Raw genomic sequence first — 23,078 nt, forward strand, 5'->3', positions numbered from 1 at the left:
GCGCGCGCGTAGGCTCCGGCCCGGAGCACGCCACGGAAAGGACGGCCGCGATGTGCAGAATGCCGATCACGAACGCCCGGCCCATGGGCGGCGGCCCGGCCGACATCCGGAACGCCGATGGCCGCATCACCGAGATCGGCCCCGGCCTGGAACACCGGGGCGAGCCGGTGAAGGCGGCGGGCGCAGCCCTTGCGCTGCCGGGGCTGGTGACGCGGCCCGGAACGGCCGCTCTGATGGACGCGGCGCTGCGCGCGGGCGCGGGGCTGGTCGGCGGGATCGGTCCCCGCGCAATCGATCGCGACCCCAGGGGGCACCTCGAGTGCATCATCGGACTGGCCGAAACCCACGGGATGCATGGCCGTGTCACGGTCTCGCACGCCTTTTGCCTCGGCATGTCCGACCAGATGCGCGTGGAGGGGCTGCTGGAGAGACTGGCCCGCAACGACGTGCGGATCATGACCAAAGCGCCCCCGCCTGCCCCGTTCCGGCGCTGAAGACGCTCCGGGATCACGGAATAAAGGTCGGAGCAGGCAACGACGGCATCCGCGACACATGGGGCCCTTACGGCAACGGCGACATGCTGGCACGGGCCGTGCGCGTCAGCCTGCGCAACGGCTTCAGGCGCGACGACGACATCGCCCGCGCGCTGCACGCGGCAAGCGGCGGGGGCAGCGGAGGCGTTGGGCGCCGTGCCCGGTGGCTCGGCCCCGGCGCGCCCGGCGATTTCGTCCTGGCCGAGGGCGGGACGCTGGCCGACGCTGTCGTGAACCGGGCACCCCGCCTGACGGTGGTCAAGGGCGGCCGCGCGACGGCCCGCAGCGGCACATCCTTGCAAACCCCGCCCTGAGGGTCCGAGGCGCCGGCACCGCGCCCTGCAACACGGGCGGTGGCGAATCTGCCCCGGCACGACATCCCACGCCCCCGGGCCATTCACGGCGATGGCGCGTCCGGCGGACCGGGCTGTCGACGGCCTCCGTTGCCGTCGCGCGCCCTGTCCGCCCGTAAGGATATTCACTTGCAAATCAATTTCTTGGCAGCCCGCCGATGACAGGTGAACGCGGCAAACGAGACCGGGGAAACCCACCCCGTCTGCAACGGGTGCAGGCCGGTGCGCGCCGGGAACACAGGGCTCTTGGCAATTCGGGTGTTCCGATTATAGTCTCGGAACTTGCAGCGACGAACGACGGGACAGGGCGGACATCCAACCGGACGGGGACAGCGACGGAGCGGCAGGCGCCGGCTCCTGCCGCACGCAGGGCGTGGGCCGCGCGGCGCGGTCCTACGCCGAGTGCAGGGCGCGCGTACCCGCCTCGCCGGTCGGACCGGGCAGACAAGAGACGGGGGCGTGATGAGCAACAGCAGCAGCCTACTTCCCATCATCGCGATCCTGCCGTTTCTCGGGGCCCTGATCCCGGGGGTCATGATCCGTGCCGGCCGGACGGCCTGTGCCACCTTCACGGCCCTGCCCACGTTGATCGCGCTGGTGATGCTGGCGGTGCTCGCGCCGCAGGTCCTGCAGGGCGGGGTTGTCCAGACCGAGATCGCGTGGCTGCCGCAGCTGGGCCTGTCGGTGGCGTTCTTCCTCGACGGGCTGGGGTTGCTGTTCGCGGCGATGATCCTGGGCGTGGGGCTGCTGATCACGCTTTATGCCCGCTACTACCTGTCGGGCGAGGACCCGATGGGCCAGTTCTACGTCTACCTGCTGCTGTTCCAGGGGGCGATGCTGGGCATCGTGATTTCCGACAACATCCTGCTGTTGCTCATCTTCTGGGAACTCACCAGCCTGTCGTCCTTCCTGCTGATCGGTTACTGGAAACACCTGCCCGAGGGACGCCAGGGCGCGCGCATGGCGCTGGCGGTGACCGGCGCGGGCGGGCTGGCGATGATCGGGGGGATGCTGATCCTCGGCGACATCGCCGGCAGCTACAACCTGACCGACATCCTCGACCAGGGCGAGGCGATCCGCGCGTCCGAGTGGTACCTGCCCGCGCTTGTCCTGATCCTGCTGGGCGCCTTCACCAAGTCGGCGCAGTTCCCGTTCCACTTCTGGCTGCCGCATGCCATGGCCGCGCCGACGCCGGTCAGCGCCTACCTGCACTCGGCCACGATGGTGAAGGCCGGCGTCTTCCTGATGGCGCGCATGTGGCCCGTGCTGTCGGGCACCGAGGCGTGGTTCTACATCGTGTCGATCGTCGGGCTGGTCACCATGGTGCTGGGCGCGCTGATCGCGCTGTTCAAGGACGACCTGAAGGCGCTGCTGGCGTTCTCGACCGTCTCGCACCTGGGCCTTCTGACCATGCTGCTGGGCTTCGGGACCGACAAGGCGGCGGTCGCGGCGGTGTTCCACATCATCAACCACCTGACGTTCAAGGCGGCGCTCTTCATGACCGCCGGGATCGTCGACCACGAAACCCACACGCGCGACATCAAGCGGCTGGGCGGGCTGGCGAAATTCATGCCGGTGACCGCCCTGATCGGCACCGTCGCGGCCCTGTCGATGGCGGGCATCCCGTTCTTCAACGGCTTCCTGTCGAAGGAGATGATGCTCGAGGAGGCCTCGCACACCGGCTGGTTCGGCAACCCCTGGATCGTGCCGGCCCTGGCGACGCTTGGCGCGCTGCTGTCGGTGGCCTACTCCCTGCGATTCATCTTCCACGTCTTCGCCGGGCCGCCGCGCGACGACTACCCGGCCAAGCCGCACGATCCGCCGTTCGGCATGTATGCCGCGCCCGCCCTTCTGTGCGTGCTGGTGATGCTGATCGGCATCCTGCCTTGGGTGGCCGAGCCGGTGGTCACCGTCGCCGCCAGCGCGGTCACCGGGGCCGACCTGCACCCGCATCTCAAGATCTGGCATGGCGTGACGCCGGCGCTGTTCATGTCGATCGTCGCCGTGCTGGGCGGTGCGGTGCTGCTGGCGATCCACCGTCCGCTGGACCGCGCGTGGCAGGACGCGCCGCGCCCCGAGGCGAAAGTGATCTTCGACGCGCTGGTGGGTGGCGCCGCGGGGCTGGCCCGGCGGGTCAGCGAGGCGCTGCACGACGGCGCGATCAGCCGCTACCTCGCGATCTTCGTCGTCGCGACGGTCGCGCTGGGGGCGATCGCCGTATTTGACGGCGGGCTGGCACCGGCCACGCGCGCGCTGCTGCCGATTCCGCCGGTGGCGGCGGCGGGCTGGCTGCTGCTGATCGGGGCGACGGCGCTGATCGTCGTGAACCACCGCAACCGGTTCCGGGCGCTGGTCCTGCTGGGCGTGATCGGGCTGATGATCTCGGGCGGATTCGTTTACCTGTCGGCCCCCGACCTCGCGCTGACGCAGATCTCGGTCGAGACGGTGACCATCATGCTGCTGCTGCTGGCGCTTCACTTCATGCCCAAGCATTCGCCGCGCGAAAGCGCGCCGGCCCGCCGACTGCGCGACGGGGCCATCGCGGTGATCGCCGGCGGCGGGGTCGCGACGCTGGCCATGATGTTCCTGACGCGCGATTTCTCGTCGATCTCGGAGTTCCACCTCGCCAATTCCTACAAGGGCGGCGGCGGCACCAACGTGGTCAACGTGATCCTGGTGGATTTCCGGGGCTACGACACCTACGGCGAGATCATCGTCCTGGGGATCGCGGGGCTGACCATCTACGCACTGATGGAGGCGCTGCTGAACGGGCCGGCCGCGCGGCGCCTGCGCGCGCGCGACTTCAGCCGGGACCGGTCGCGCGACCGGCATCCCCTGATGATGGTGGTGGGCACGCGCGCGATGCTGCCGATCGCCACCATGGTGGGCATCTACATCTTCCTGCGCGGTCACAACCAGCCGGGCGGCGGCTTCGTCGCCGGGCTGGTGATCTCGATCGCGCTGCTGATGCAGTACATGGCATCGGGCTTCGGCTGGACCCAGACGCGCAAACGGATCGAGTACCACCTGATGATCGGCTGGGGCGTGGTGATCGCCGGGCTGACGGGCGCGGCCGCCTGGCTGTTCGGCGAACCCTTCCTGACCAGCACGTTCGGGTATGTCCACTGGCCGCCGATCGAGGAATTCGAACTGGCCTCGGCGATGGCCTTCGACCTCGGCGTGTTCCTGACGGTGCTGGGCGCGGTGATGCTCATGCTCTACAGCCTGTCGCGCATCGCGCGCTACGCCGGCGAGTCGGTGAACGTCGAACCGATGGATTACGACCCGTCGCTGAAACGCAACATCAAGACACCGCGGGAGGACGGCTGATGGAAGTGGTTGTCGCAAGTTCCGTGGGCGTGCTGACGGCCGCCGGGGTCTATCTGATCCTGCGGATGCGCGCTTTCCCCGTCATCATCGGGCTGTCGCTGCTGACCTACGCCGTCAACGTGTTCCTGTTCTCCACAGGGCGGCTGGCCATCAACGCGCCACCCGTTCTGAACAAGTACGCCGACGTGCCCTACTCCGACCCGCTCCCGCAGGCGCTGGTGCTGACGGCGATCGTGATCTCCTTCGGCATGACAGCCGTCCTGGTGATGATCGCGCTGGGCGCCTACCTCGAGGCGGATCATGACCGCATCGATATGGGCGAGGACGAGGCGGAGGCAGCCGAGAAGGAAAGCGGCGCATGAGTCACTGGATCATCGCACCGGTCGTTCTGCCGGCCCTGCTGGCGCCGATCATCGCCTTCGTGATGCGACACGACATCGTGCTGGCGCGCGCGGCCTCGTTTACCGGCACCGTGGCCCTGGCGGCGATCGCGGTCGGGCTGACGGTCGCCGCGGCCGGTGGCGAGACCTTCGTCTACGAACTGGGCGACTGGCCGGCCCCCTTCGGGATCGTGCTGGTCCTCGACCGGCTGTCGGCGATGATGCTGCTGCTGACATCGGTCCTTGCGCTGATCGTGCTGACCCACGCGGCCGCCTCGGGGTGGGATGCGCGCGGTCGGCATTTCCACGCGCTGTTCCAGTTCCAGCTGATGGGCATCTGCGGCGCATTCCTGACCGGCGACGCCTTCAACCTGTTCGTGTTCTTCGAGGTGCTGCTCATCGCCTCCTACGGGCTGATGATCCACGGCGGCGGGCGCGTGCGGCTGCAGGCGGGGCTGCAATACGTGGTGATGAACCTTGCCGGGTCCACCCTGTTCCTGTTCGCGCTGGGCACGCTCTATGCCACCACCGGCACGCTGAACATCGCCGACCTTGCCGTCAAGGTGGGCGAGATGCCGGTGGACGAGGCCGCGCTGGTCCGCGTCGCGGCGATCCTTCTGATGATCGTCTTCGCGATCAAGGCGGCGCTGTTTCCCGTGCAGTTCTGGCTGCCGGGCACCTACTCGAACGCGCCTGCGCCGGTGGCCGCGCTGTTCGCGATCATGACGAAGGTGGGCGGCTACGCGATCATCCGCATCCACACCATCGTGTTCGGGCCGGACACCGCGGCGCTTGGCGACCTGATCGGCACATGGCTCATGCCTGCGGCCGTGGTCACGCTGGCGGTGGGCGCGCTGGGCGTGCTGGGGGCACGGCGGCTGATGCCGCTTGTGTCCTTTGCCGTCGTCGGGTCGATGGGCACGATGATGATCGCCGTGTCGGCCTTCACGCCCGCCGCGACCACCGCCGCGCTCTACTACGTCGTGCATTCCACCTTTGCCGGCGCGGCGCTGTTCCTGCTGGCGGATCTGGTGATCTCGCGCAGGGCGGCGGGCGACCGGCTGTCCACGCAGGTGCCCACCGTGCAGAACGGGTTGTTCGCGGCGCTCTTCTTCGCCGCGGCCGTGGGGATGGCGGGCATGCCGCCGCTGAGCGGCTTCCTTGGCAAGCTGGTGATCCTCGACGCCATGCAGCCCACGCCACAGATGGCCACGGCGTTCGCGGCGATTCTTGTCGCCTCTCTGCTGATCATCGTCGGCTTCGCCCGTGCCGGCAGCACGCTGTTCTGGAAATCCACCGCGCTGGCCACGCGGGCCGGCGGCACCGACCAGCAAGCACAGGGGGCGGCGCGCGGCGCCGGCGCGCTCGAGGTGGCGCCGACCATGGCGGCCGTCGCGGCCCTTGCCGGGTTGTCCGCCTTCGCGGGGCCGGTCACGGGCTACATGGAGGCCGCCGCGGCGCAACTCTACGACAGCACCGGCTATATCGAGGCGGTGCTGGGCCAGGGCACGGAGGGCTGAGCGATGCTGAAACGTGTCTTTCCCCACCCCCTGCTGAGCGTGACCCTGACCGTTGTCTGGCTCGCGCTGGTCAACAAGGTGACACTGGGCAACCTGATCCTGGGCGGCATTCTCGGGATCATCGTGCCGATCCTGACCGCGCCCTACTGGCCGCGCCGGCCCAAGGTCGGCCGCCCGCTGCGCGTCGTGGAATACGCCGCCATCGTGCTTTGGGACATCGTCGTGGCCAACGTGCAGGTGGCGCTGATCATCCTCTTCCGGCGCAATGCCGACATCCGTTCGCACTGGATCACGATCCCGCTCGAGATCACCTCGCCCGAGGCGATCACCACGCTGGCGGGCACGATCACCATGACGCCGGGGACGCTGTCGGCGATGCTGTCGGCCGACAGCGGCAGCATCCTGGTCCATTGCCTGCACACCGACGACCCCGACGGGGTGCGCGCCACCATCAAGAACCGCTACGAATGGCGCCTGAGGGAGATTTTCCAATGATCACCTACGCCCTGATCTTCGCCTTCGGCTGTTTCGGGCTGGGCCTTCTTTTCAACCTGTGGCGGATCGCCACGGGCCCCGACACGGCCGACCGAATCCTCGCGCTGGACACCATGGTCATCAACGTGATCGCGCTCCTGATCCTTTACGGGGTCTGGAAGGGCACGGCCGTCTATTACGAGGCGTCGATGCTGGTGGCGATGGTCGGTTTCGTCTCCACCGTGGCCTACTGCCGCTTCGTGTTGCGCGGCGACATCATCGAATAAGGGGGCGACATGGCACTGGCATCCGAGATACTTGTTTCCTTCTTCCTGGTCGTGGCGGGCATATTCGGGTTCGTGGGCTCGTTCGGCCTGCTGAAGCTGCGCCACACGATGCAGCGGCTGCACGCGCCCACCAAGGCCACGACGCTTGGGGTTGGCGGGGTGCTCATCGCCTCGATGCTCTATTTCCTGTTGGTAAAGGGCACGTTTTCCTTCCACGAACTCCTGATCACGCTGTTCCTGTTCCTCACCGCGCCGATCAGCGCGCATTTCGTCGCCAAGACCTTCATGCAGGCCAACGTGCGCCACGAGGACCTGCCGGACACCGAGCGTGACTACGGCTGGTCGGTCTACGACGACCCGCCGCCCGAGCCGGACACCGCGGGCAAGTGAGCCCCGCCTAGGGTTCGTCGACCTCCAGCACGCAGGAGTCCGGCGCGATCACGTTTTCCAGAAGCTCCAACGTCTCGGGGCGGATGCGGCCGCCGTCGGGGTGGAACAGCCCCGCCCGTTTCAGCGCCGAGCGCAGGTCGACGTCGCGGCCCAGGTATTCCAGAACAACCCGCGCGGCGGCGGGCTTGCGCCCGCGTCCCGTCGGCCCGCCCGTCTGGATGCCTACCAGCCGGTCCACGCGTGGCCGGTGGCGCGGGTAAAGGGTGGCCTGAGTGATGGAGCCGCATTCCATCGTCTCGTACTCGAGAATCTGGATCCGGTCGGCCAGGTTGAAGACGACGCCCGCGTACTTGCTCAGGTCGAAGGCCACGCCGGTGTCCGGGTCGCGCAGGATCTCGATGTTCTTCCAGTAATACTTGCCGTCCTCGCGGGTGATCGAGGCGACGGACCGCATGATCAGCCCGGTATTCCCGAAGGAATAGAAATACCTGAAGTAGTAGCCGCGATACTTGTCGAGGTTCTGGCTTTCCCGGTAGAGGCGTTCGAGATGCTGCAGCGGCTTGCGCAGCTCGGCGTTCTGCACGGGTTTGCGCCGCAGCACGATGAGATCCTCGAAATCCCCGGGCTCCAGCAGAAGCTCGGCCTCGGTCACGCCGAAGAAATCGCAGATGCGCCGCATGTTGCTGCGCGACGGACGTGTCTGGCCGCTGAGATACTTGTTGAACTGCTGCCGGTTGATCTTCAGCTGCCGGCAGATCTCGGCCACCGAACGGTGGTAGCTGCACAGCAGGGACAGGTTGGTCTTGAATCCGTCTTCCATGAACTTGCCGCCATTTGACGCTGATATGGTGTCAGGTCGCGAAGGTCTGCGCAATTGAAATCCGCCCGCATGGCAGGAAGGCTCGTGCGCGGCACGCCCCGACGGGCGGAAAACCACCCCACCGGCGGAGGGCAGAAATGACACAGGTGGAAAGCTTTCCCTGCGAGATCACGGAAATGCGGCACGTCGAGATCCCGATGGCCGACGGCTGCAAGCTGGCGGCGCGGATCTGGATGCCCAGCGACGCCCACGCGGTGCCGGTTCCGGCGATCCTGGAATACATTCCCTACCGCAAGAACGACTTCACCGCCGAACGCGACATGACGATGCAGCCCTATCGCGCGGGCCACGGCTATGCCGCGGTGCGGCTGGATCTGCGCGGCGCGGGCGATTCCGAAGGCGTGATGGAGGACGAATACACCGAACAGGAGTTGCAGGACGGTTGCGAGGCCATCGCGTGGATCGCCGCACAGGACTGGTGCGACGGCAACGTCGGCATGATCGGCATCTCGTGGGGCGGCTTCAACGGCCTTCAGATCGCCGCGCGGCAGCCCCCGGCGCTGAAATCGGTCATCACGCTGTGCTCGACCGACGACCGCTACGCCGACGACGTGCACTACATGGGCGGCTGCCTGCTGGGCGAACAGATCAGCTGGGCCTCGATCATGTTCGGGCGCAACACGCTTGCGCCGGATCCCGAGAACGTGGGCGACCGCTGGCGCGAGCTATGGCACGGGCGCCTGCGCGGCAGCGGCCTGTGGCTCAAGACCTGGACCGCGCACCAACGCCGCGACGATTACTGGAAGCACGGCTCGATATGCGAGGACTGGTCGGCCGTGAAGGTGCCGGTCTGGGCGATCTCGGGCTGGGCCGACGGCTATTGCCGGTCTGTGTTCCGCATCGTCGAGAACCTGCAGGCACCGGCCAAGGGGCTGATCGGGCCGTGGGCGCACCGGTATCCGCACGTCGGCGAACCGGGGCCGGCGATCGGTTTCCTGCAGGAAGAGCTGCGCTGGTGGGATCACTGGCTCAAGGGGCAGTCCACCGGGATCATGGAGGAACCCCGGCTGCAACTGTTCATGCAGGACAGCGCACCGCCGCGGGGGCACCACCTGGAGCGCCCGGGGCGCTGGATCGCCGAGCCGGCCTGGCCGTCGCCCAACGTGACACGCACCCCGTTCCACCTTGGCGCGGACGGCAGCCTCGACACGCAACCCGGCCGGGCACCCGGCCCCTGCACGCATCGCTCGCCGCTGTGGGTCGGGATGGCCTCCGGAAAATGGTGCGGCTACGCCACCGCAGGCGATTCCCCCGTCGACCAGCGACGCGAGGACGCGGGCAGCCTGTGCTTCGACACCGCCCCGCTGGAGGCCCCCCTGGAGATGGCCGGCGACGCGAACGTGAAACTGCGGGTGTCGGTGGACAGGCCGGTGGCCCAGCTTGCCGCGCGGATGTGCGACGTTGCCCCCGACGGCGCGTCGACGCGGGTGTCCTTCGGTGTGTTCAACCTCACCCACCGAAACGGGCATGAAACCCCCGAACCGCTCGAACCCGGCAGGGTCTACGACGTCACGATCCCGATGAAGCATGTGGCCCAGCACTTCCCGGCCGGTCACAAGCTGCGGCTGGCGCTGTCGACCAGCTATTTCCCGATGATCTGGCCCGCACCCGAACCGGTGACCGTGACGGTACACGCCGAGGGCAGCCACCTGGAACTGCCGGTGCGCGACGCCGCCCCCGAGGATTCCGCCATTGGCGGGTTCCAGGACGTCCGCCACGCCACCCCCATGCGCACCGAGCCGCAGGAACCGCCCGACCGCTGGTTCGAGATCGTCGAGGACGCCGCTACCGGCCGGGCCGAGATGCGGGTCGCCAACGGTCAGGGCAAGGTGTACCATCCGGACACCGGGATCACCGTTCAGGAGCAGGGATACGAACGCTACACGATCGCCGGCGACGATCCGACCTCGGCCGAGGCCGAGACGCGCTGGATCTACGGCGTGGCGCGGGCCGATTGGCACGCGTGGTCGGAAACCTGGACGCGCATGACCGCCGACGAGACCGATTTCCACATCCAGGCGCGGCTCAAGGCGTGGGAGGGCGACGATCTGGTCGAAGAGATCGACTGGCACGAGAGCGTTCCGCGTGATCTGACATAATGACGCTCGAATTCGCGATTCATGCTTCACCTTGCGAAGGATTGCGAAATGGATCGCGCGTTCGCCGTGTGGCCAAATGGCGGCAACACGCATCAAAACACGACAACGCACAGGGAGACTGACATGACCGATCGAAAGGTTTCACCGAAGCTATCAAGGCGCGGATTCCTCGCGTCGAGTGCCGCCATGGGCGCGGCCGGCATGATATCGAGCTTCCCGGCGATGGGCCGCGCCGAGATGGGCAAGGTGCTGCGCCTGAGGATGGACGGCGACCCGGACGTTCTCGACCCCGGCTACATGTCCGGCGGCATCGAGATCGAGAGCCAGAAACAATGCCTGCCGTTCCTCGCGGATTATCACCGCGACGGTGACACGATCACCTGGAAACCCACCGTCTTCGTCAACAAGCTGGAACAGCGCGACCCGACCCATATCGATTTCGAGCTGGCCGAGGGGCTGGAATGGTCCGACGGGTACGGCCCGGTGATGGCCTCGGACGTGAAGTACTCGTTCGAGCGGATGACCGGCACCGATTGGTCGGGCTACTTCGACGCGCTGGATCACGTCGAGGTCACGGGCGACCGGACGGGCACGATCGTGCTGAACAAGCCGTTCGCGCCGTTCATCATGGTCACGCTGTGCCACGGTCCCGGCGCCATCCTCAGCGAGAAGGCGATGAAGGACGTGGGCGAGAAATTCACCACCAACTTCCCCGCGACCTGCGGCCCCTACACCTATGCGGCCACGCCGGGCCAGCGCGTCGTGTTCGAGCTGGACCCGAACTGGAGCGGCCCCGCGCCGGGATACGAACGGGTCGAGGCGAACATCATCACCGAGGTCAAGGCGGCGGAACTGGCCTTCGAGGCCGGCGAGATCGACTGCACCGAGGTGGGCGCCGACACGCTGGCGCGCTATACCGCGGACATGCCCGAAGGTGCCGAGATCACCGTCGCCGGCGAGCTGCAATACATGTGGCTGGGCATGAACACCGACCATCCCAAGCTCAAGGACAAGACGGTGCGGCGCGCGATCCAGCACGCCGTCGATGTCGATTCGATCCTGCAGGGCGCATACTCGGGCACGACGGCCAAGTCGTACGGGATCATCTGCCCGGGGCTGGTCGGCAACCGCGACAGTACCAGGTACTACCAGTACGATCCAGAAAAGGCGCGCGCCCTGCTGGCCGAGGCCGGCGTTTCGGGGCTGGAACTGACATTGCGCACCCTGAACAACCAGGAGCGCATGCTCGCCGCACAGATCATCCAGGCCAACCTTGGCCAGATCGGCATCAGCGTGAAGGTGCTGCCGCTGGATTCCGGTCCGTTCTGGGAGATGGGGCAGGAATCCAAGGGCGACACCTGGAAGGACCTGCAGCTGTGGCTGATGCGCTATGGCACCACGCCGGACCCCTACGAGGCGACGCAATGGTTCGTCTCCGATCAGGTGGGCGTGTGGAACTGGGAGCGCTGGACCGACCCGGAATACGATCGCCTGTACGAGGAAGGCATCCGCGAGACCGACCCGGACAAGCGCCGCGACATATACGTGCGCATGCAGGAGATCATGGAGGAAACCGGCGCCTACGTCTGGATCAACCATGAGCCGGAGGCATTCGTGCATTCCTCGGCCGTGGACGTGAACGCCGCCCCCTCGGGCGAGCTGAACTACCGCCGGTGCAAACCCGCATGACGCGGTGCCACCGCGCGCGGCATCCCGCCGCGCGCGGCGTCGCGGCCCCGGGAGTTCGCCAACCATGACCCTTTACCTCGTCAAACGCATCGGCCTGTCGCTGGCCGTGATCTTCCTGGTGGTCGCGGTACTGTTCTCGCTGCTGTATCTGATCCCCGGCGATCCGGCGACGATCGCGCTGGGGCCACGCGCCACGCCGGAGGCGATCCAGCGCTACGCCGAGAAGATGCACCTGGACGAACCCGTCTGGATGCAGTTCCTGATCTACGTCGGCAACGCGCTGACGGGAGACCTCGGCGTCGATGTCTTTTCCGACCGGCCCGTGACCGCGATCATCGGCGAACGCATCGGCTTCACCCTGTCGCTGGTGTTCGCGGGCATGGGGTGGGCGATGCTTCTGGGCATTCCCCTGGGGTGTTTCGCCGCCGTGCGCCCCAACACCTGGCTCGACCGGGTGACCGGCGTCCTGTCGGTGGGCACGATCGCGGTGCCCTCTTTCCTGGTCTCGATCTGGGCACTGCTGATCTTCGCGGTCCATCTCAAGTGGCTGCCGGCCATCGGCGCGGGTGAACCGGGCGAGCTGGGCGACCAGGCGATCCACCTTGTCCTGCCGGCCTTCGCCGTGGGGCTGAGCTGGGTGGGATACCTCGCGCGGATGGTGCGCGCCTCGATGCTCGAGGTGATGGGCGAAACCTACATCCGCTCGGCGCGGGCCTTCGGGCTGCGGCCAAGGCGCATCGTCTACGGCTACGCGCTGCGCGTGGCGATCCTGCCCACGATCACGTTGATCGGCATGGGCTTCGGCGGCCTGATCTCGTCGACCGTCTTCGCCGAAATCATCTTTTCGCGCCCCGGTATCGGCAAGCTGATCTTCGACAGCGTCATGGCGCGCAACTTCCCCGTCGTGCAGGGCGGCGTTCTGGTGGCCACCGGCCTCTACATCTTCGTCGTCCTCGTTTCCGATCTCATCATAGCCTGGCTTGATCCCCGTGTCCGTGAATCGCTCTGACTCCGAAACCGGCGTGCCCGCCGTCGACTCCGAAGGCCTGCCCGATCACGTCTCGGAGGCCGAGATCCGCGAATCCGCTGCGCGCGAACGGCGCGAGAAACTGCGCCAGTTCGTCACCGACTGGCAGGGGCTGACGGGGCTGATCCTCGTGGCACTGTTCTTCGCCTCGGCGATCTTCGCGCCGGTCCTTGCGCCGTACGAGCCCAACGCAATCGACATCCCTGCCCGGCTGTCGGGGCCGACGCTGGAGCATCCCGCCGGCACCGACCAGCTGGGCCGCGACACGTTCTCGCGCATTCTCTACGGGGGGCGGGTGGCGCTCAAGGTGGCCGCGATCGGCGTCTCGGTGTCGCTGGTGCTGGGGCTGATCCTCGGGATGATCGCGGGCTTCGGGCCGCGCTGGCTCGACAACCTGCTGTTGCTGATCTTCGACACGGTGCGCGCCTTTCCGACCATCGTTCTGGCACTGGCCACCGTTGCGCTGACGGGGCCGAGCCTGTGGATCGTGCTGACGATCGTGATCGTCACCGCGATTCCGCAATATGCCCGGGTGGCGCGCACGGCGACGATGTCGCTCAAGAACTCGGATTTCATCCTGGCCGAACGCTCACTGGGCGCCGGCACGGTGCGGATGCTGTGGCACCACATCATGCCCAACGTGATCGGGCCGCTGATGATCCTCGCGGCGATGGAGGTCCCCGTTGTCGTGACAATCGAGGCCGGGCTGAGCTTCCTGGGCCTGGGCGTGCTGCCGCCGACCGCCAGCTGGGGCACGATCCTCAACGAGGGCTACCTGGTGATCCGCGACACGCCCTGGATGGTGATCGCGGGCGGCATCCCGCTGATCCTGACGACGCTGGGCTTCACCTTCCTCGGCGAGGCGCTGCGCGACATCTTCGATCCCCGGATGGGAAAGGGACGCTGACATGGCCAAGGACCTCGGCCCGGACGCCGAAACGCTGCTGGACATCCGCAACCTGTCGGTCGATTTCCGCACGCCGCGCGGCCGGGTGCAGGCGCTGCGCGACATAAGCTTCCCGGTCCGTCGCGGCCGCATCGTCGGGCTGGTGGGCGAAAGCGGCTCTGGCAAGAGCACGGTGCTGTGGTCGATCCTGGGCCTGCTGTCGGGCAACGCCGAGGTCACCGCCGGCGAGATCATGTTCGACGAACGCGACATGCTGCGGCTGGGCGAACCGGGGCTGCGCGCGGCCCGTGGCGAGGATATCTCGGTCGTCTTCCAGGACCCGATGACCAGCCAGATCCCGGTGCTGACCTACGCGCGGCAGATGTTCGACATCCTCTACCGCCGGCCCAACCTATCGGCATCGCAAAAGCGGCGCATGGCTATCGAGATGATGGAAAAGGTCGGCATCCCCGACCCGGAATCGCGCATCGACCAGTACCCGCACCATTTCTCGGGCGGCATGCGCCAGCGCGCCGGCATCGCGATGGCGCTGCTGACCGGGCCGAAGCTGCTGCTGGCAGACGAGCCCACGACCGCGCTGGACGTCACGATGGAGGCGCAGATCATCCACCTGCTGCAGGAACTTCAGAGCGATCTGGACGCCACCATCGTGCTGGTGTCGCACAACCTCGGCCTGATCGCCGAGCTGTGCGACGACGTGGTGGTGATGTACGCCGGCGAGATCGTGGAGGCCGGCGACGTCCGCTCGATCTTCCACGACGCGCGGCACCCCTATACCCGCGCGCTCCTGGAATGCGACCCCGCGCGCATCTCGGACGTGTCGCGCAAGCTGCCGGTGATCCCCGGCGACATCCCCGACCTTACGCGGCAGCGGCACGGCTGCATCTTCGCCCCGCGCTGCCCGCGCGTCGAGGAGGGGATCTGCCGCACCACGCCGCCGCCCGACGCGCGAACGCCCGGCGGGCACGCCCGGTGCCACCTGCTGGAAGGACCGATGCGCGATCCCGACTGGCCGCCACCCCACGACGTCGTGACGGTGGGCCGCGGCGCGATCCCGAAGGCGGCCTCGGAAAGCACCGCGCGCGACGCGCCGTTGCTCGACGTGTCCGACCTGAACGTGCGGTTCCGCACGCTGAGCGCGTTGCGCGCGCGGCTGCGCGGGATGGATGACCCCTTCGTCGACGCGGTGCTCGACGTCTCGCTGAGCGTGCGGCCCGGGGAAACCGTGGGGCTGGTGGGGGAAAGCGGCTCCGGCAAGACCACGCTGGGGCGCACCGTTCTCAACCTTCTGCCCGCGCACGACGGCTCCGTGCGTTTCGAGGGCCGCGAGATCCGGAACATGCCCGAGGCGCGGTTCAAGCCGTTGCGCCGCGACATGGCGATGATGTTCCAGGATCCCGTGGGGTCCCTTTCGCCGCGCAAGTCGGTGCGCGCGCTGATCACCGAACCGCTGCAGATCCACAACGTGACCGGCGTGGACCTCGATGCCGAGGCCCAGCGCCTGGCCGAGATGGTACGCCTGCCCAAGCCGTTCCTGTCGCGCTACCCGCACGAGCTGTCGGGCGGGCAGGCCCGGCGCGTCGGCGTGGCCCGCGCGCTTGCCCTCAACCCCAAGCTCATCATCGCCGACGAACCCACGGCGGGGCTCGACGTGTCGGTGCAGGGCGAGATCCTCAACCTCATGGCCGACCTGCAGGCCGAACACGGGCTTGGGTATCTCATCATCACCCACAACCTGCCGGTGGTGCGGCACGTCAGCGACCGGCTGGCCATCATGTATCTGGGCCGCGTCGTCGAGGAAGGCCCGGCCGAGGCGATCTTCCGCGCGCCGTTGCACCCCTATACCCAGGCGCTGGTCGACGGCGTGCCGCAGCCCGACCCGGACCGGCGGCGCACGCATGTGTCGATCACCGGAGAGGTGCCCAGCCTGCTCAACCGGCCCAAGGGCTGCGATTTCGCCACGCGCTGCCCCTACGCGCAGGACCGGTGCCGGCAGGAGAAGCCACCGCACGAAACACGCCCCGACGGGCGCAAGCACGCCTGCCTGTTCCCGCTGAACTGAGACGATGCATCAGGTCCTGAACAGCCGGTAGATCGCCGGGATCACCAGCACGGTCAGTGCCGTGGACGAGGCCAGCCCGAACAGCAGCGAGATCGCCAGCCCCTGGAAGATCGGGTCGAACAGGATCACGCTGGCGCCGATCATCGCGGCCACCGCCGTCAGCAGGATCGGCTTGAAGCGGGTGGCGCCCGCCTCGATCAGCGTCTCGACGGTCACGCGGCGTTTCGGGTCGGCGTGGCGGATGAAATCCACCAGCAGGATCGAGTTTCGCACGATGATCCCGGCCAGCGCGATGAATCCGATCATCGAGGTGGCCGAGAACGGCGCGCCGAACAGCCAGTGCCCCAGCATGATGCCCAGGAACGTCAGCGGCACCGGGGTGAGCACCACAAGCGGCAGGCGGAAGCTGCCGAACTGCGCGACCACCAGGATGTAGATGCCCAGCAGCGCCACGGCAAAGGCCGCGCCCATGTCGCGGAACGTGACCCATGTCACCTCCCATTCGCCGTCCCACAGCAGGACGGGCTCCGCCACGCTCGGGGGCTGGCCGTGCAGCCGGATGGCCGGCTTGTGCCCCTCCGGCCAGTCCATCGCGTCCAGCCGCTCCTGCACCGCCAGCATCCCGTAGAGCGGCGCCTCGAAATCGCCGGCCAGCTCGCCCGTGACCATCACCGCGTCGTAGCCGTTGTGCCGGAAGATGGGGTAGGAGGCACGTTCCTCGGTCACTTCGATCACGTCGCCCAGTTCCACCACCCCGCGCCCGCCAGGCAGCGCGTTGGCGGGCACCGGCGTGGACAACGTACGCGCGTCCATCACGCGGTCCGCGCGGTCGCGCGCCATTATGATCGGAATGGGCCGACGCCCGCCGCCCCGATGCGAATACCCCACGGTCGTCGTGGTGTTCAGCAGGCGAAGCGTCTCCAGCGCGTCGCGCTCCTGCACGCGGAAGAAATCCATGTCGTCGGATTTCGGGCGCGCGCGCAAGCGCCGTGCCCGGGTGCCGTAACTGTCGTCGACATCCACGACGAATGGCGTGGCCTCGAACGCCGCGCGGACCTTCGCGGCAACCGCGCGGCGCGTCTCGCCGTCGGGGCCGTAGACCTCGGCCAGAAGGGTCGAGATCACCGGCGGCCCCGGCGGCGGCTCGACCACCTTGACGACGGTACCCTCGGGCACCTCCAGCCCCGCCACCCTTTCGCGCAGCTCCAGCGCGATCTCGTGGCTGACCCGGTCGCGGTGGTGCTTGGCGGCAAGATTGACCTGCACGTCGCCCATCTCGGGGTTTTCCCGCAGGTAATAGTGGCGCACCAGGCCGTTGAAGTTGAAGGGCGCGGCAGTGCCCGCGTGGGTCTGGACCGAATGCACCGCGTCCATGTCCAGCGCGGAGCGCGCCACGCGCTGCAACACGGCGTCGGTCGCCTCGACGCTGGCGCCCTCGGGCAGGTCCACCACGACCGAGAGTTCCGACTTGTTGTCGAAGGGCAGCAGCTTGACCGTGACGTCGCGGGTGTAGAGCGCGCCCAGCGAACCGAAGGACAGCACCGCCACGACGAAAAGGAACAGCGCGCTGCGCCCCTTGCCGCGCAGCAGCGGCCGGGCCAGCGCGGCATAGACCCGACCGAACGGGCCGCCTGGGTGGCCCGCGGCATGCGCGTCGTGCGTCATGGGCGCACGGCCGGCGATCCTGAGCATAAGCCACGGCGTGATCATGACCGCCACGAAGAACGAAAAGATCATCGCGGCGCTGGCGTTGGCGGGAATGGGGCTCATGTAGGGGCCCATCAGCCCCGACACGAACAGCATCGGCAACAGGGCCACCACCACCGTCAGCGTGGCCACGATGGTGGGGTTGCCGACCTCGGCCACCGCCTCCACCGCCGCCTGGCGCCGGCCCTTGCCCGCGGGCCGCATCCCCCAGTGCCGCGCGATGTTCTCGATCACCACGATGGCGTCATCCACGAGGATGCCAATGGAAAAGATCAGCGCGAACAACGACACGCGGTTGAGCGTGTAACCCATGACCCACGCGGCGAACAGCGTGAGCAGGATCGTCACAGGGATCACCACGGCGACGACCAGCGCCTCGCGCCAGCCGATCGTCACCAGAACCAGCGCGACGATGGAGACGGTGGCCAGCCCGAGGTGGAACAGCAGCTCGTTGGCCTTCTCGTTGGCGGTCTCGCCGTAGTCGCGGGTGACCTCGACGCCCACGCCGTCGGGGATCAGCCCGCCCTGCATCGCGTCGACGCGGTGCAGGATCTCGTCGGCCACGGTCACGGCGTTGGCACCCGCGCGCTTGGCCAGCGCCAGCGTGACGGCGGGTTTGCGCGTCACGCCGCCGTCCGCGTCATGCGCCAGCGTCGAGACATGCCGTTCGTCCATGTCCTGCGCGAACCCCACGTCCGCCACGTCGCGGACGTAGACCGTGCGCCCGTCCCGCGCGGTGAGCTCGAGGTTGGCGATCTCGGTGGGCGTGTGCAGCGTCTGGCCGATCACGAGGCCGACCTGCTCGCGCCCGTCGCGCAGGTCGCCGGCGGGCGCCGCGCTGTTGGCGCCCCTGACCTTCGCGGCGAGCTGTTGCAGCGTGATCCCGTAAAGCGCCAGGCGTTCCGGGTCGGGGGCCACGCGCAGCGCCTCGTCCGTGGCACCCACGAGGTATGTCAGGCCCACGTCCTCGATCTTGGCCAGTTCCACCCGCACCTCGCGGGCAATCCGGGTCAGGTCCGCGCGGGTGGTGCCGCCATCGCGACTTTCGGGCGAAAAGGTCAGCGCCACGATGGCCACGTCGTTGATGCCCCGGCCGACGACCAGCGGCTCGGGGATGCCCACCGGGAGCCGGTCGATGTTCGCGCGGATCTTGTCGTGGACCCGAAGGATCGCGGTGTCGGCCGACAGACCGACCTCGAAACGGGCGGTGACCATCACGCGGTCGTCGCGGGTGTCGGAATAGACGTGCTCGACCTGCGTGATACCCTTCACGATGGTTTCGAGCGGCTCGGTGACCAGCTTCACGGCGTCCTGCGATTGCAGCCCGTCGGCGCGCACATGGATGTCCACCAGCGGCACCGAGATCTGCGGCTCCTCCTCGCGCGGCAGGCTGACCAGCGCGATCAGGCCCACGGCCAGCGACGCCAGGAGCATGAGCGGCGTGAGCGGCGACGCGATGAACGCGCGTGTCAGGCGTCCGGCGATACCGAGCGGCGGGCCGCCCTCGCCGTCCGGCGGCCCCTCACTCATCGCCCCAGACCACGGTTTCGCCGGGTTTCAGCCCGGTCAGGATCTCGCGCCAGCGCGTGCCGTCGCGCATCACGCGGCGGCCTGGCACCACGGTGCGCCGCAGCGTGGCCTCGCCCGTCTGCACCCGGACGAAATCCAGCCCGCCGCGGCGGGTGAGCGCCGCCTCGGGCACAAGCAGCGCCTCGCGCGTGCCCACCGGCAGACGCACGGGCACCCGCCGGCCCACGAAACGGCCGTCGAGGCCGGCCACCTCCACGTCGGCCTGCACGCGGCCGCCGGTGATCAGGGGGTAGAGCTTGACCAGTTCGCCACGGCGCACCGGGTCGCCGTTCGATCCGCCGGTGATCTGGATCGTGTCACCCTCGGCCAGGTCGCCGGCATGGCGCTCTGGCACGGCCAGGCGCAGGAAGACACCGCCGCCGCCGATCTCGGCCAGCGCCTCGCCCGGGGTCACGACCGAGCCGCGCGAAACCGGCACCGACAGCACCACGCCCGCCTCGGGCGAGGCCACCTCGCCCTCCTCGACCTGTTGTTCGATCACGAGCTTCTCCGAGCGCGCGCCGCGCAACTCGCCCTCGATGACGTTGACCTCGGTTTCAAGCTGGTCGAGGCGCTGCGTGGTGATCACCCCGCGCTCCAGCAGCGTGCGGCCGCGCTCGAGGTCCGTCCGCGCGGTTTCGAGCCGTGACTCGAGCGCCTCGATGCGCGCGTCCATCGCGTCGAGACGGAACTGGAGCTTGTCGTCCTCAACGCGCGCGATCTGCTGGCCGGCCTCGACGGTATCGCCCTCGGACACCGTCAATTCCACCACCGTGCCGCCGATCCGCGCCCGGGCCGGCACCCGGTCGCGCGTCTCGACCTGGCCGTAGACGGCCTTCCACTCGGTGATGGATTGCGGCGAAAGGCTCAGCGACTCGGCTCCGGCCGGTACGCCCAGAACCAGGAACGCCGCCGCCACGAAGAAACCACGCATCCGCCTGTCCATCCTTGCACCTGCACCGCGCCGGGGCGGCGCGGCCACTTCAACCTTCAAAACATTGCATATGGCGTGCCGGGACGAAAGACCCCGGCGCGCCCTCCGGCGTCATGGCCCCCGACACGCGGGGCCTCGCCGCCCGGCCGCGCGGCTTGATGCCCGTCAATGCATGCCGCGCCCAGGCATGGCACGCTGGCAAATGCAACCACCGCGCACGGAAGGCAGGGTCATGATCGCGACCCATTCGGCAACGGACCTCATCATCGGGTTTCTCGGGCTCTACATGGTCGCCGCCGCGGCGGGCCTGCTGGCGCGCGAACAGAACGCGGCGCGGATCATGGACGAACTGACGGCACGCCCCGGGCTGCGCTACGTCACCGGTGTCTTCGTCTTCACTGTCGGCGCGCTGATCGTCTCGGTGCACAACCTTTGGTCAACGCCGCTGGAGATTCTCGCGTCACTCTTCGGTTGGCTCGCCCTGGCCGAGGGGATCGTGCTGATCGTCGCGGGCCGGTCGTTCCTGGGCCGGCTGGCGTTGATCCTGCGGCACCCGGTTCTGGTGCGCGTCTACATGGCCGGTGTGCTGGTGCTCGGGCTGGCGCTTCTTGTGGTCGGGTTCGGCTGATCCCATGCCCCTGCACAACGCCGAGATCGCCGATCGCCTGAACCGCCTGGCCGCGCTGCTCGAGATCGAGGGCGCCAACCGCTTCCGCGTGCGCGCCTACCGGAACGCCGCCGGCACCGTCGCCGGGCTGCCGCGCGATGCCGCTGCGATGCTGGCAGACGGCGAGGACCTGTCGGAGCTGCCCGGCATCGGCGAGGATCTTGCCGGCAAGATCGCCGAGATGGTCGAAACCGGCAGTCTGCAGGCGCTCGACGAGGTCGAGGCCCGCGTGCCGCCGGGGCTGTTCGAGATGACACGCGTGCCCGGCCTCGGCGCCCGCAAGGTCAAGGCGCTGTACGACGCGCTCGGCCTCGACAGCCTTGACGCGCTGCGCGAGGCCGCCGATCGCGGGCGCATCCGGCAGGTGCCCGGCTTCGGCGCAAAGTCCGAGGCGAACATCCGGCGCGAACTCGACCGGCTCGAAGGAGAGGGCGACCGGCTGCGGCTGATCGACGCCGAACACATCGCCGAGCCGCTGATGGCCCATATCCGCGACCTCGATGGCGTGAGCAGGGCCACCGTCGCCGGCAGCTACCGCCGACGCAAGGAGACGGTGGGCGATCTCGACATCCTCGTCGTCGCCGAGGACGGCGACGCGGTCACGCAAGCGTTCACCGCCTACGAGGAGGTCGCGCAGATCGTCGGCCGCGGCGCAACGCGCGCCACCGTCGTCCTGCGCTCGGGGTTCAGTGTCGACCTGCGCGTCGTGGCCCCGGAAAGCCATGGCGCCGCCCTGCACTATTTCACAGGCGCGAAGTCCCACAACATCGCGCTGCGGCGGCGCGCCGTCGCCCGCGGCTGGAAGTTGAACGAATACGGGCTGTTCGACGGCGACACCCGTATCGCCGGCCGGACCGAGGAAGAGGTCTACGGCAAGCTCGGGCTGCCCTTCATCCCGCCGCTGCTGCGCGAGAACCGCGGCGAGATCGCGGCGGCGGACGAGGGCAGGTTGCCCAGTTTGGCGGAGCTTTCGGACATCCGCGGCGACCTGCATTGCCACACGACCGCGAGCGATGGAAAGTTCGGCATCCGCGAGATGGCCGAGGCCGCGCGGGCCCTCGGCTACGGCTACCTCGGCATCACGGACCACTCCCGAAGCCAGACGGTCGCCGGCGGGATGAGCACCGACGACCTTGCCGCGCAGATCGACGAGATCGACGCGCTCAACGCCGAGTTTGCCGGGTTCCGCGTCCTGAAATCCTGCGAGGTCGATATCCTCGAGGACGGGCAACTGGACTTTCCCGACGACCTGCTGGCGCGGCTGGACTACACGGTATGCTCGGTGCACGGGCGGTTCGACCTGTCGCGCGAGACGCAGACCGAGCGCGTGATCCGCGCCATGGACAACCCCAACTTCACGATCCTCGGCCATCCGACCGGGCGGCTGATCAACCGGCGCGCGCCCTTCGATATCGACCTCGACCGGGTGATGCGCGCGGCCGCGGATCGCGGCTGTTTCCTGGAACTGAACGCGCAGCCCAGCCGGCTCGATCTTGACGACGCCCGCTGCAAGATGGCGCGCGACATGGGCCTGAAAATCGCGGTGTCCACCGACGCGCACACCACCGACGGGCTGGAGATGATGCGCTTCGGCGTGGCGCAGGCCGGCAGGGGCTGGCTGGAAGCCGATGACATACTCAACACCCGCCCGGTGGCCGCGCTGCTGGAGGCCATGGCGCGGTGACCCCGGCGCGGCCCTTGCGCGGGATCAATGCGGGCCGCGCCGCACCACGGCAGGATTTCGCCAGCATGTCCACGACAACGACGGAGGAAACGATGCTCACCCTGACGAGCCCCGATTTCAATCCGGGCGAGGACATCCCCGAGCGGTTCACCTGCGACGGGCAGAACGTCTCTCCCGCCTTCCGCTGGACGGGTGTTCCCGACGGCACGCAGGAGTTGCTCCTGGTTTGTGACGACCCGGACGCGCCCGGCGGCACCTTCCATCACTGGGCGGCTTACAACATCGCGCCGGACCGGTCATTCCTGCACGCGGGTTTCGGCGCCGAAAGCATTGAGCCGGGCTTCAGGCAGGCGGTGAACGATTTCGGCAAGCCGGGGTATGCCGGCCCCTGCCCGCCCCGGGGCGACACCCCGCACGCCTATCATTTCCGCCTGAGCGCGCTGCGCGAGCCGCTGACTTCTGCGGCGCCGGGCGCGTCCTGCATCGAGATCATCGAGCTGGCCCGCCCGCACGTCATCGAGTTCGCGGAGCTTGTCGGCCACTACGCACGCGAGTGAGGCGAATGAAGCGGTGTGGGGCCGCCCCG

19 protein-coding genes are annotated in these 23,078 nt (G+C 68.3%); 16 read left to right on the forward strand and 3 right to left on the reverse strand.

Going from position 1 to position 23,078, the window contains the following annotated elements; translation table 11 throughout:
* The first annotated feature begins 59 nt into the window (after positions 1 to 59).
* The 8 genes from CEF10_RS13310 (at position 60) to CEF10_RS13345 (ending at position 7,267) form a co-directional block, all read left to right on the forward strand.
* Positions 60 to 494: an amidohydrolase family protein gene (locus CEF10_RS13310; protein ID WP_101068664.1), complete on the forward strand. Its 435-nt coding sequence runs from the start codon at positions 60 to 62 to the stop codon at positions 492 to 494.
* Positions 495 to 577: 83 nt separating this feature from the next.
* The gene (locus CEF10_RS13315) at positions 578 to 847 is read left to right on the forward strand and encodes an amidohydrolase family protein (protein ID WP_101068665.1); all 270 of its coding nucleotides are present in this window, start codon (positions 578 to 580) and stop codon (positions 845 to 847) included.
* 501 nt (positions 848 to 1,348) lie between these two features.
* A complete protein-coding gene (locus CEF10_RS13320) occupies positions 1,349 to 4,216 on the forward strand; it encodes a monovalent cation/H+ antiporter subunit A (RefSeq protein ID WP_101068666.1) in 2,868 nt (955 codons plus the stop codon).
* On the forward strand, positions 4,216 to 4,578 hold the full coding sequence (locus tag CEF10_RS13325) for a Na+/H+ antiporter subunit C (protein WP_101068667.1): 363 nt from the start codon (positions 4,216 to 4,218) through the stop codon (positions 4,576 to 4,578). The genes CEF10_RS13320 and CEF10_RS13325 overlap by 1 nt, the downstream gene beginning before the upstream one ends.
* Positions 4,575 to 6,116 carry a monovalent cation/H+ antiporter subunit D gene (locus tag CEF10_RS13330; protein WP_101068668.1) on the forward strand — a complete coding sequence of 514 codons (1,542 nt, stop codon included), beginning with the start codon at positions 4,575 to 4,577 and terminating at the stop codon, positions 6,114 to 6,116. The genes CEF10_RS13325 and CEF10_RS13330 overlap by 4 nt, the downstream gene beginning before the upstream one ends.
* A gap of 3 nt (positions 6,117 to 6,119) precedes the next feature.
* Positions 6,120 to 6,611: a Na+/H+ antiporter subunit E gene (locus CEF10_RS13335; protein ID WP_101068669.1), complete on the forward strand. Its 492-nt coding sequence runs from the start codon at positions 6,120 to 6,122 to the stop codon at positions 6,609 to 6,611.
* Complete coding sequence (locus CEF10_RS13340; protein WP_101068670.1) at positions 6,608 to 6,877, forward strand: K+/H+ antiporter subunit F; 270 nt, start codon at positions 6,608 to 6,610, stop codon at positions 6,875 to 6,877. The genes CEF10_RS13335 and CEF10_RS13340 overlap by 4 nt, the downstream gene beginning before the upstream one ends.
* A gap of 9 nt (positions 6,878 to 6,886) precedes the next feature.
* Entirely contained in the window at positions 6,887 to 7,267 is a 381-nt protein-coding gene (locus CEF10_RS13345) for a Na+/H+ antiporter subunit G (RefSeq protein ID WP_101068671.1), read from the forward strand.
* Between the two features lie 7 nt (positions 7,268 to 7,274).
* Here CEF10_RS13345 and CEF10_RS13350 read toward each other — a convergent pair whose 3' ends face one another.
* The gene (locus CEF10_RS13350; protein WP_101068672.1) at positions 7,275 to 8,087 is read right to left on the reverse strand and encodes a helix-turn-helix domain-containing protein; all 813 of its coding nucleotides are present in this window, start codon (positions 8,085 to 8,087) and stop codon (positions 7,275 to 7,277) included.
* Between the two features lie 137 nt (positions 8,088 to 8,224).
* Here CEF10_RS13350 and CEF10_RS13355 point away from each other — a divergent pair, with 137 nt between their 5' ends.
* From CEF10_RS13355 to CEF10_RS13375, 5 genes are all read left to right on the forward strand, one after another.
* Positions 8,225 to 10,246, forward strand: a complete 2,022-nt coding sequence (locus CEF10_RS13355) for a CocE/NonD family hydrolase (RefSeq protein ID WP_101068673.1) — start codon at positions 8,225 to 8,227, stop codon at positions 10,244 to 10,246.
* Positions 10,247 to 10,369: 123 nt separating this feature from the next.
* Complete coding sequence (locus CEF10_RS13360; protein WP_157933034.1) at positions 10,370 to 11,935, forward strand: ABC transporter substrate-binding protein; 1,566 nt, start codon at positions 10,370 to 10,372, stop codon at positions 11,933 to 11,935.
* A gap of 64 nt (positions 11,936 to 11,999) precedes the next feature.
* A complete protein-coding gene (locus tag CEF10_RS13365) occupies positions 12,000 to 12,944 on the forward strand; it encodes an ABC transporter permease (protein WP_101068675.1) in 945 nt (314 codons plus the stop codon).
* Positions 12,931 to 13,869, forward strand: coding sequence for an ABC transporter permease (locus CEF10_RS13370; RefSeq protein ID WP_232796509.1), 939 nt, complete (start codon positions 12,931 to 12,933; stop codon positions 13,867 to 13,869). Before CEF10_RS13365 ends, CEF10_RS13370 begins: the two co-directional genes overlap by 14 nt.
* Before the next feature lies 1 nt (position 13,870).
* Positions 13,871 to 15,931 carry a dipeptide ABC transporter ATP-binding protein gene (locus CEF10_RS13375; RefSeq protein ID WP_101068676.1) on the forward strand — a complete coding sequence of 687 codons (2,061 nt, stop codon included), beginning with the start codon at positions 13,871 to 13,873 and terminating at the stop codon, positions 15,929 to 15,931.
* A 9-nt stretch (positions 15,932 to 15,940) separates the two neighbouring features.
* Here CEF10_RS13375 and CEF10_RS13380 read toward each other — a convergent pair whose 3' ends face one another.
* On the reverse strand, positions 15,941 to 19,168 hold the full coding sequence (locus CEF10_RS13380) for an efflux RND transporter permease subunit (protein WP_101068677.1): 3,228 nt from the start codon (positions 19,166 to 19,168) through the stop codon (positions 15,941 to 15,943).
* Positions 19,161 to 20,141 carry an efflux RND transporter periplasmic adaptor subunit gene (locus tag CEF10_RS13385; RefSeq protein WP_101068691.1) on the reverse strand — a complete coding sequence of 327 codons (981 nt, stop codon included), beginning with the start codon at positions 20,139 to 20,141 and terminating at the stop codon, positions 19,161 to 19,163. Before CEF10_RS13385 ends, CEF10_RS13380 begins: the two co-directional genes overlap by 8 nt.
* 232 nt (positions 20,142 to 20,373) lie before the next feature.
* Between CEF10_RS13385 and CEF10_RS13390 the strand changes: the two genes are divergently transcribed.
* The 3 genes from CEF10_RS13390 (at position 20,374) to CEF10_RS13400 (ending at position 23,049) form a co-directional block, all read left to right on the forward strand.
* Entirely contained in the window at positions 20,374 to 20,769 is a 396-nt protein-coding gene (locus tag CEF10_RS13390) for a hypothetical protein (protein WP_101068678.1), read from the forward strand.
* A 4-nt stretch (positions 20,770 to 20,773) separates the two neighbouring features.
* Positions 20,774 to 22,492: a DNA polymerase/3'-5' exonuclease PolX gene (gene polX / locus CEF10_RS13395; protein ID WP_101068679.1), complete on the forward strand. Its 1,719-nt coding sequence runs from the start codon at positions 20,774 to 20,776 to the stop codon at positions 22,490 to 22,492.
* Positions 22,493 to 22,557: 65 nt separating this feature from the next.
* Positions 22,558 to 23,049 carry a YbhB/YbcL family Raf kinase inhibitor-like protein gene (locus tag CEF10_RS13400; RefSeq protein ID WP_198586203.1) on the forward strand — a complete coding sequence of 164 codons (492 nt, stop codon included), beginning with the start codon at positions 22,558 to 22,560 and terminating at the stop codon, positions 23,047 to 23,049.
* Positions 23,050 to 23,078: the final 29 nt, after the last annotated feature.

This window comes from Roseovarius salinarum (assembly GCF_002834145.1).
GTDB lineage: Bacteria > Pseudomonadota > Alphaproteobacteria > Rhodobacterales > Rhodobacteraceae > Roseovarius > Roseovarius salinarum.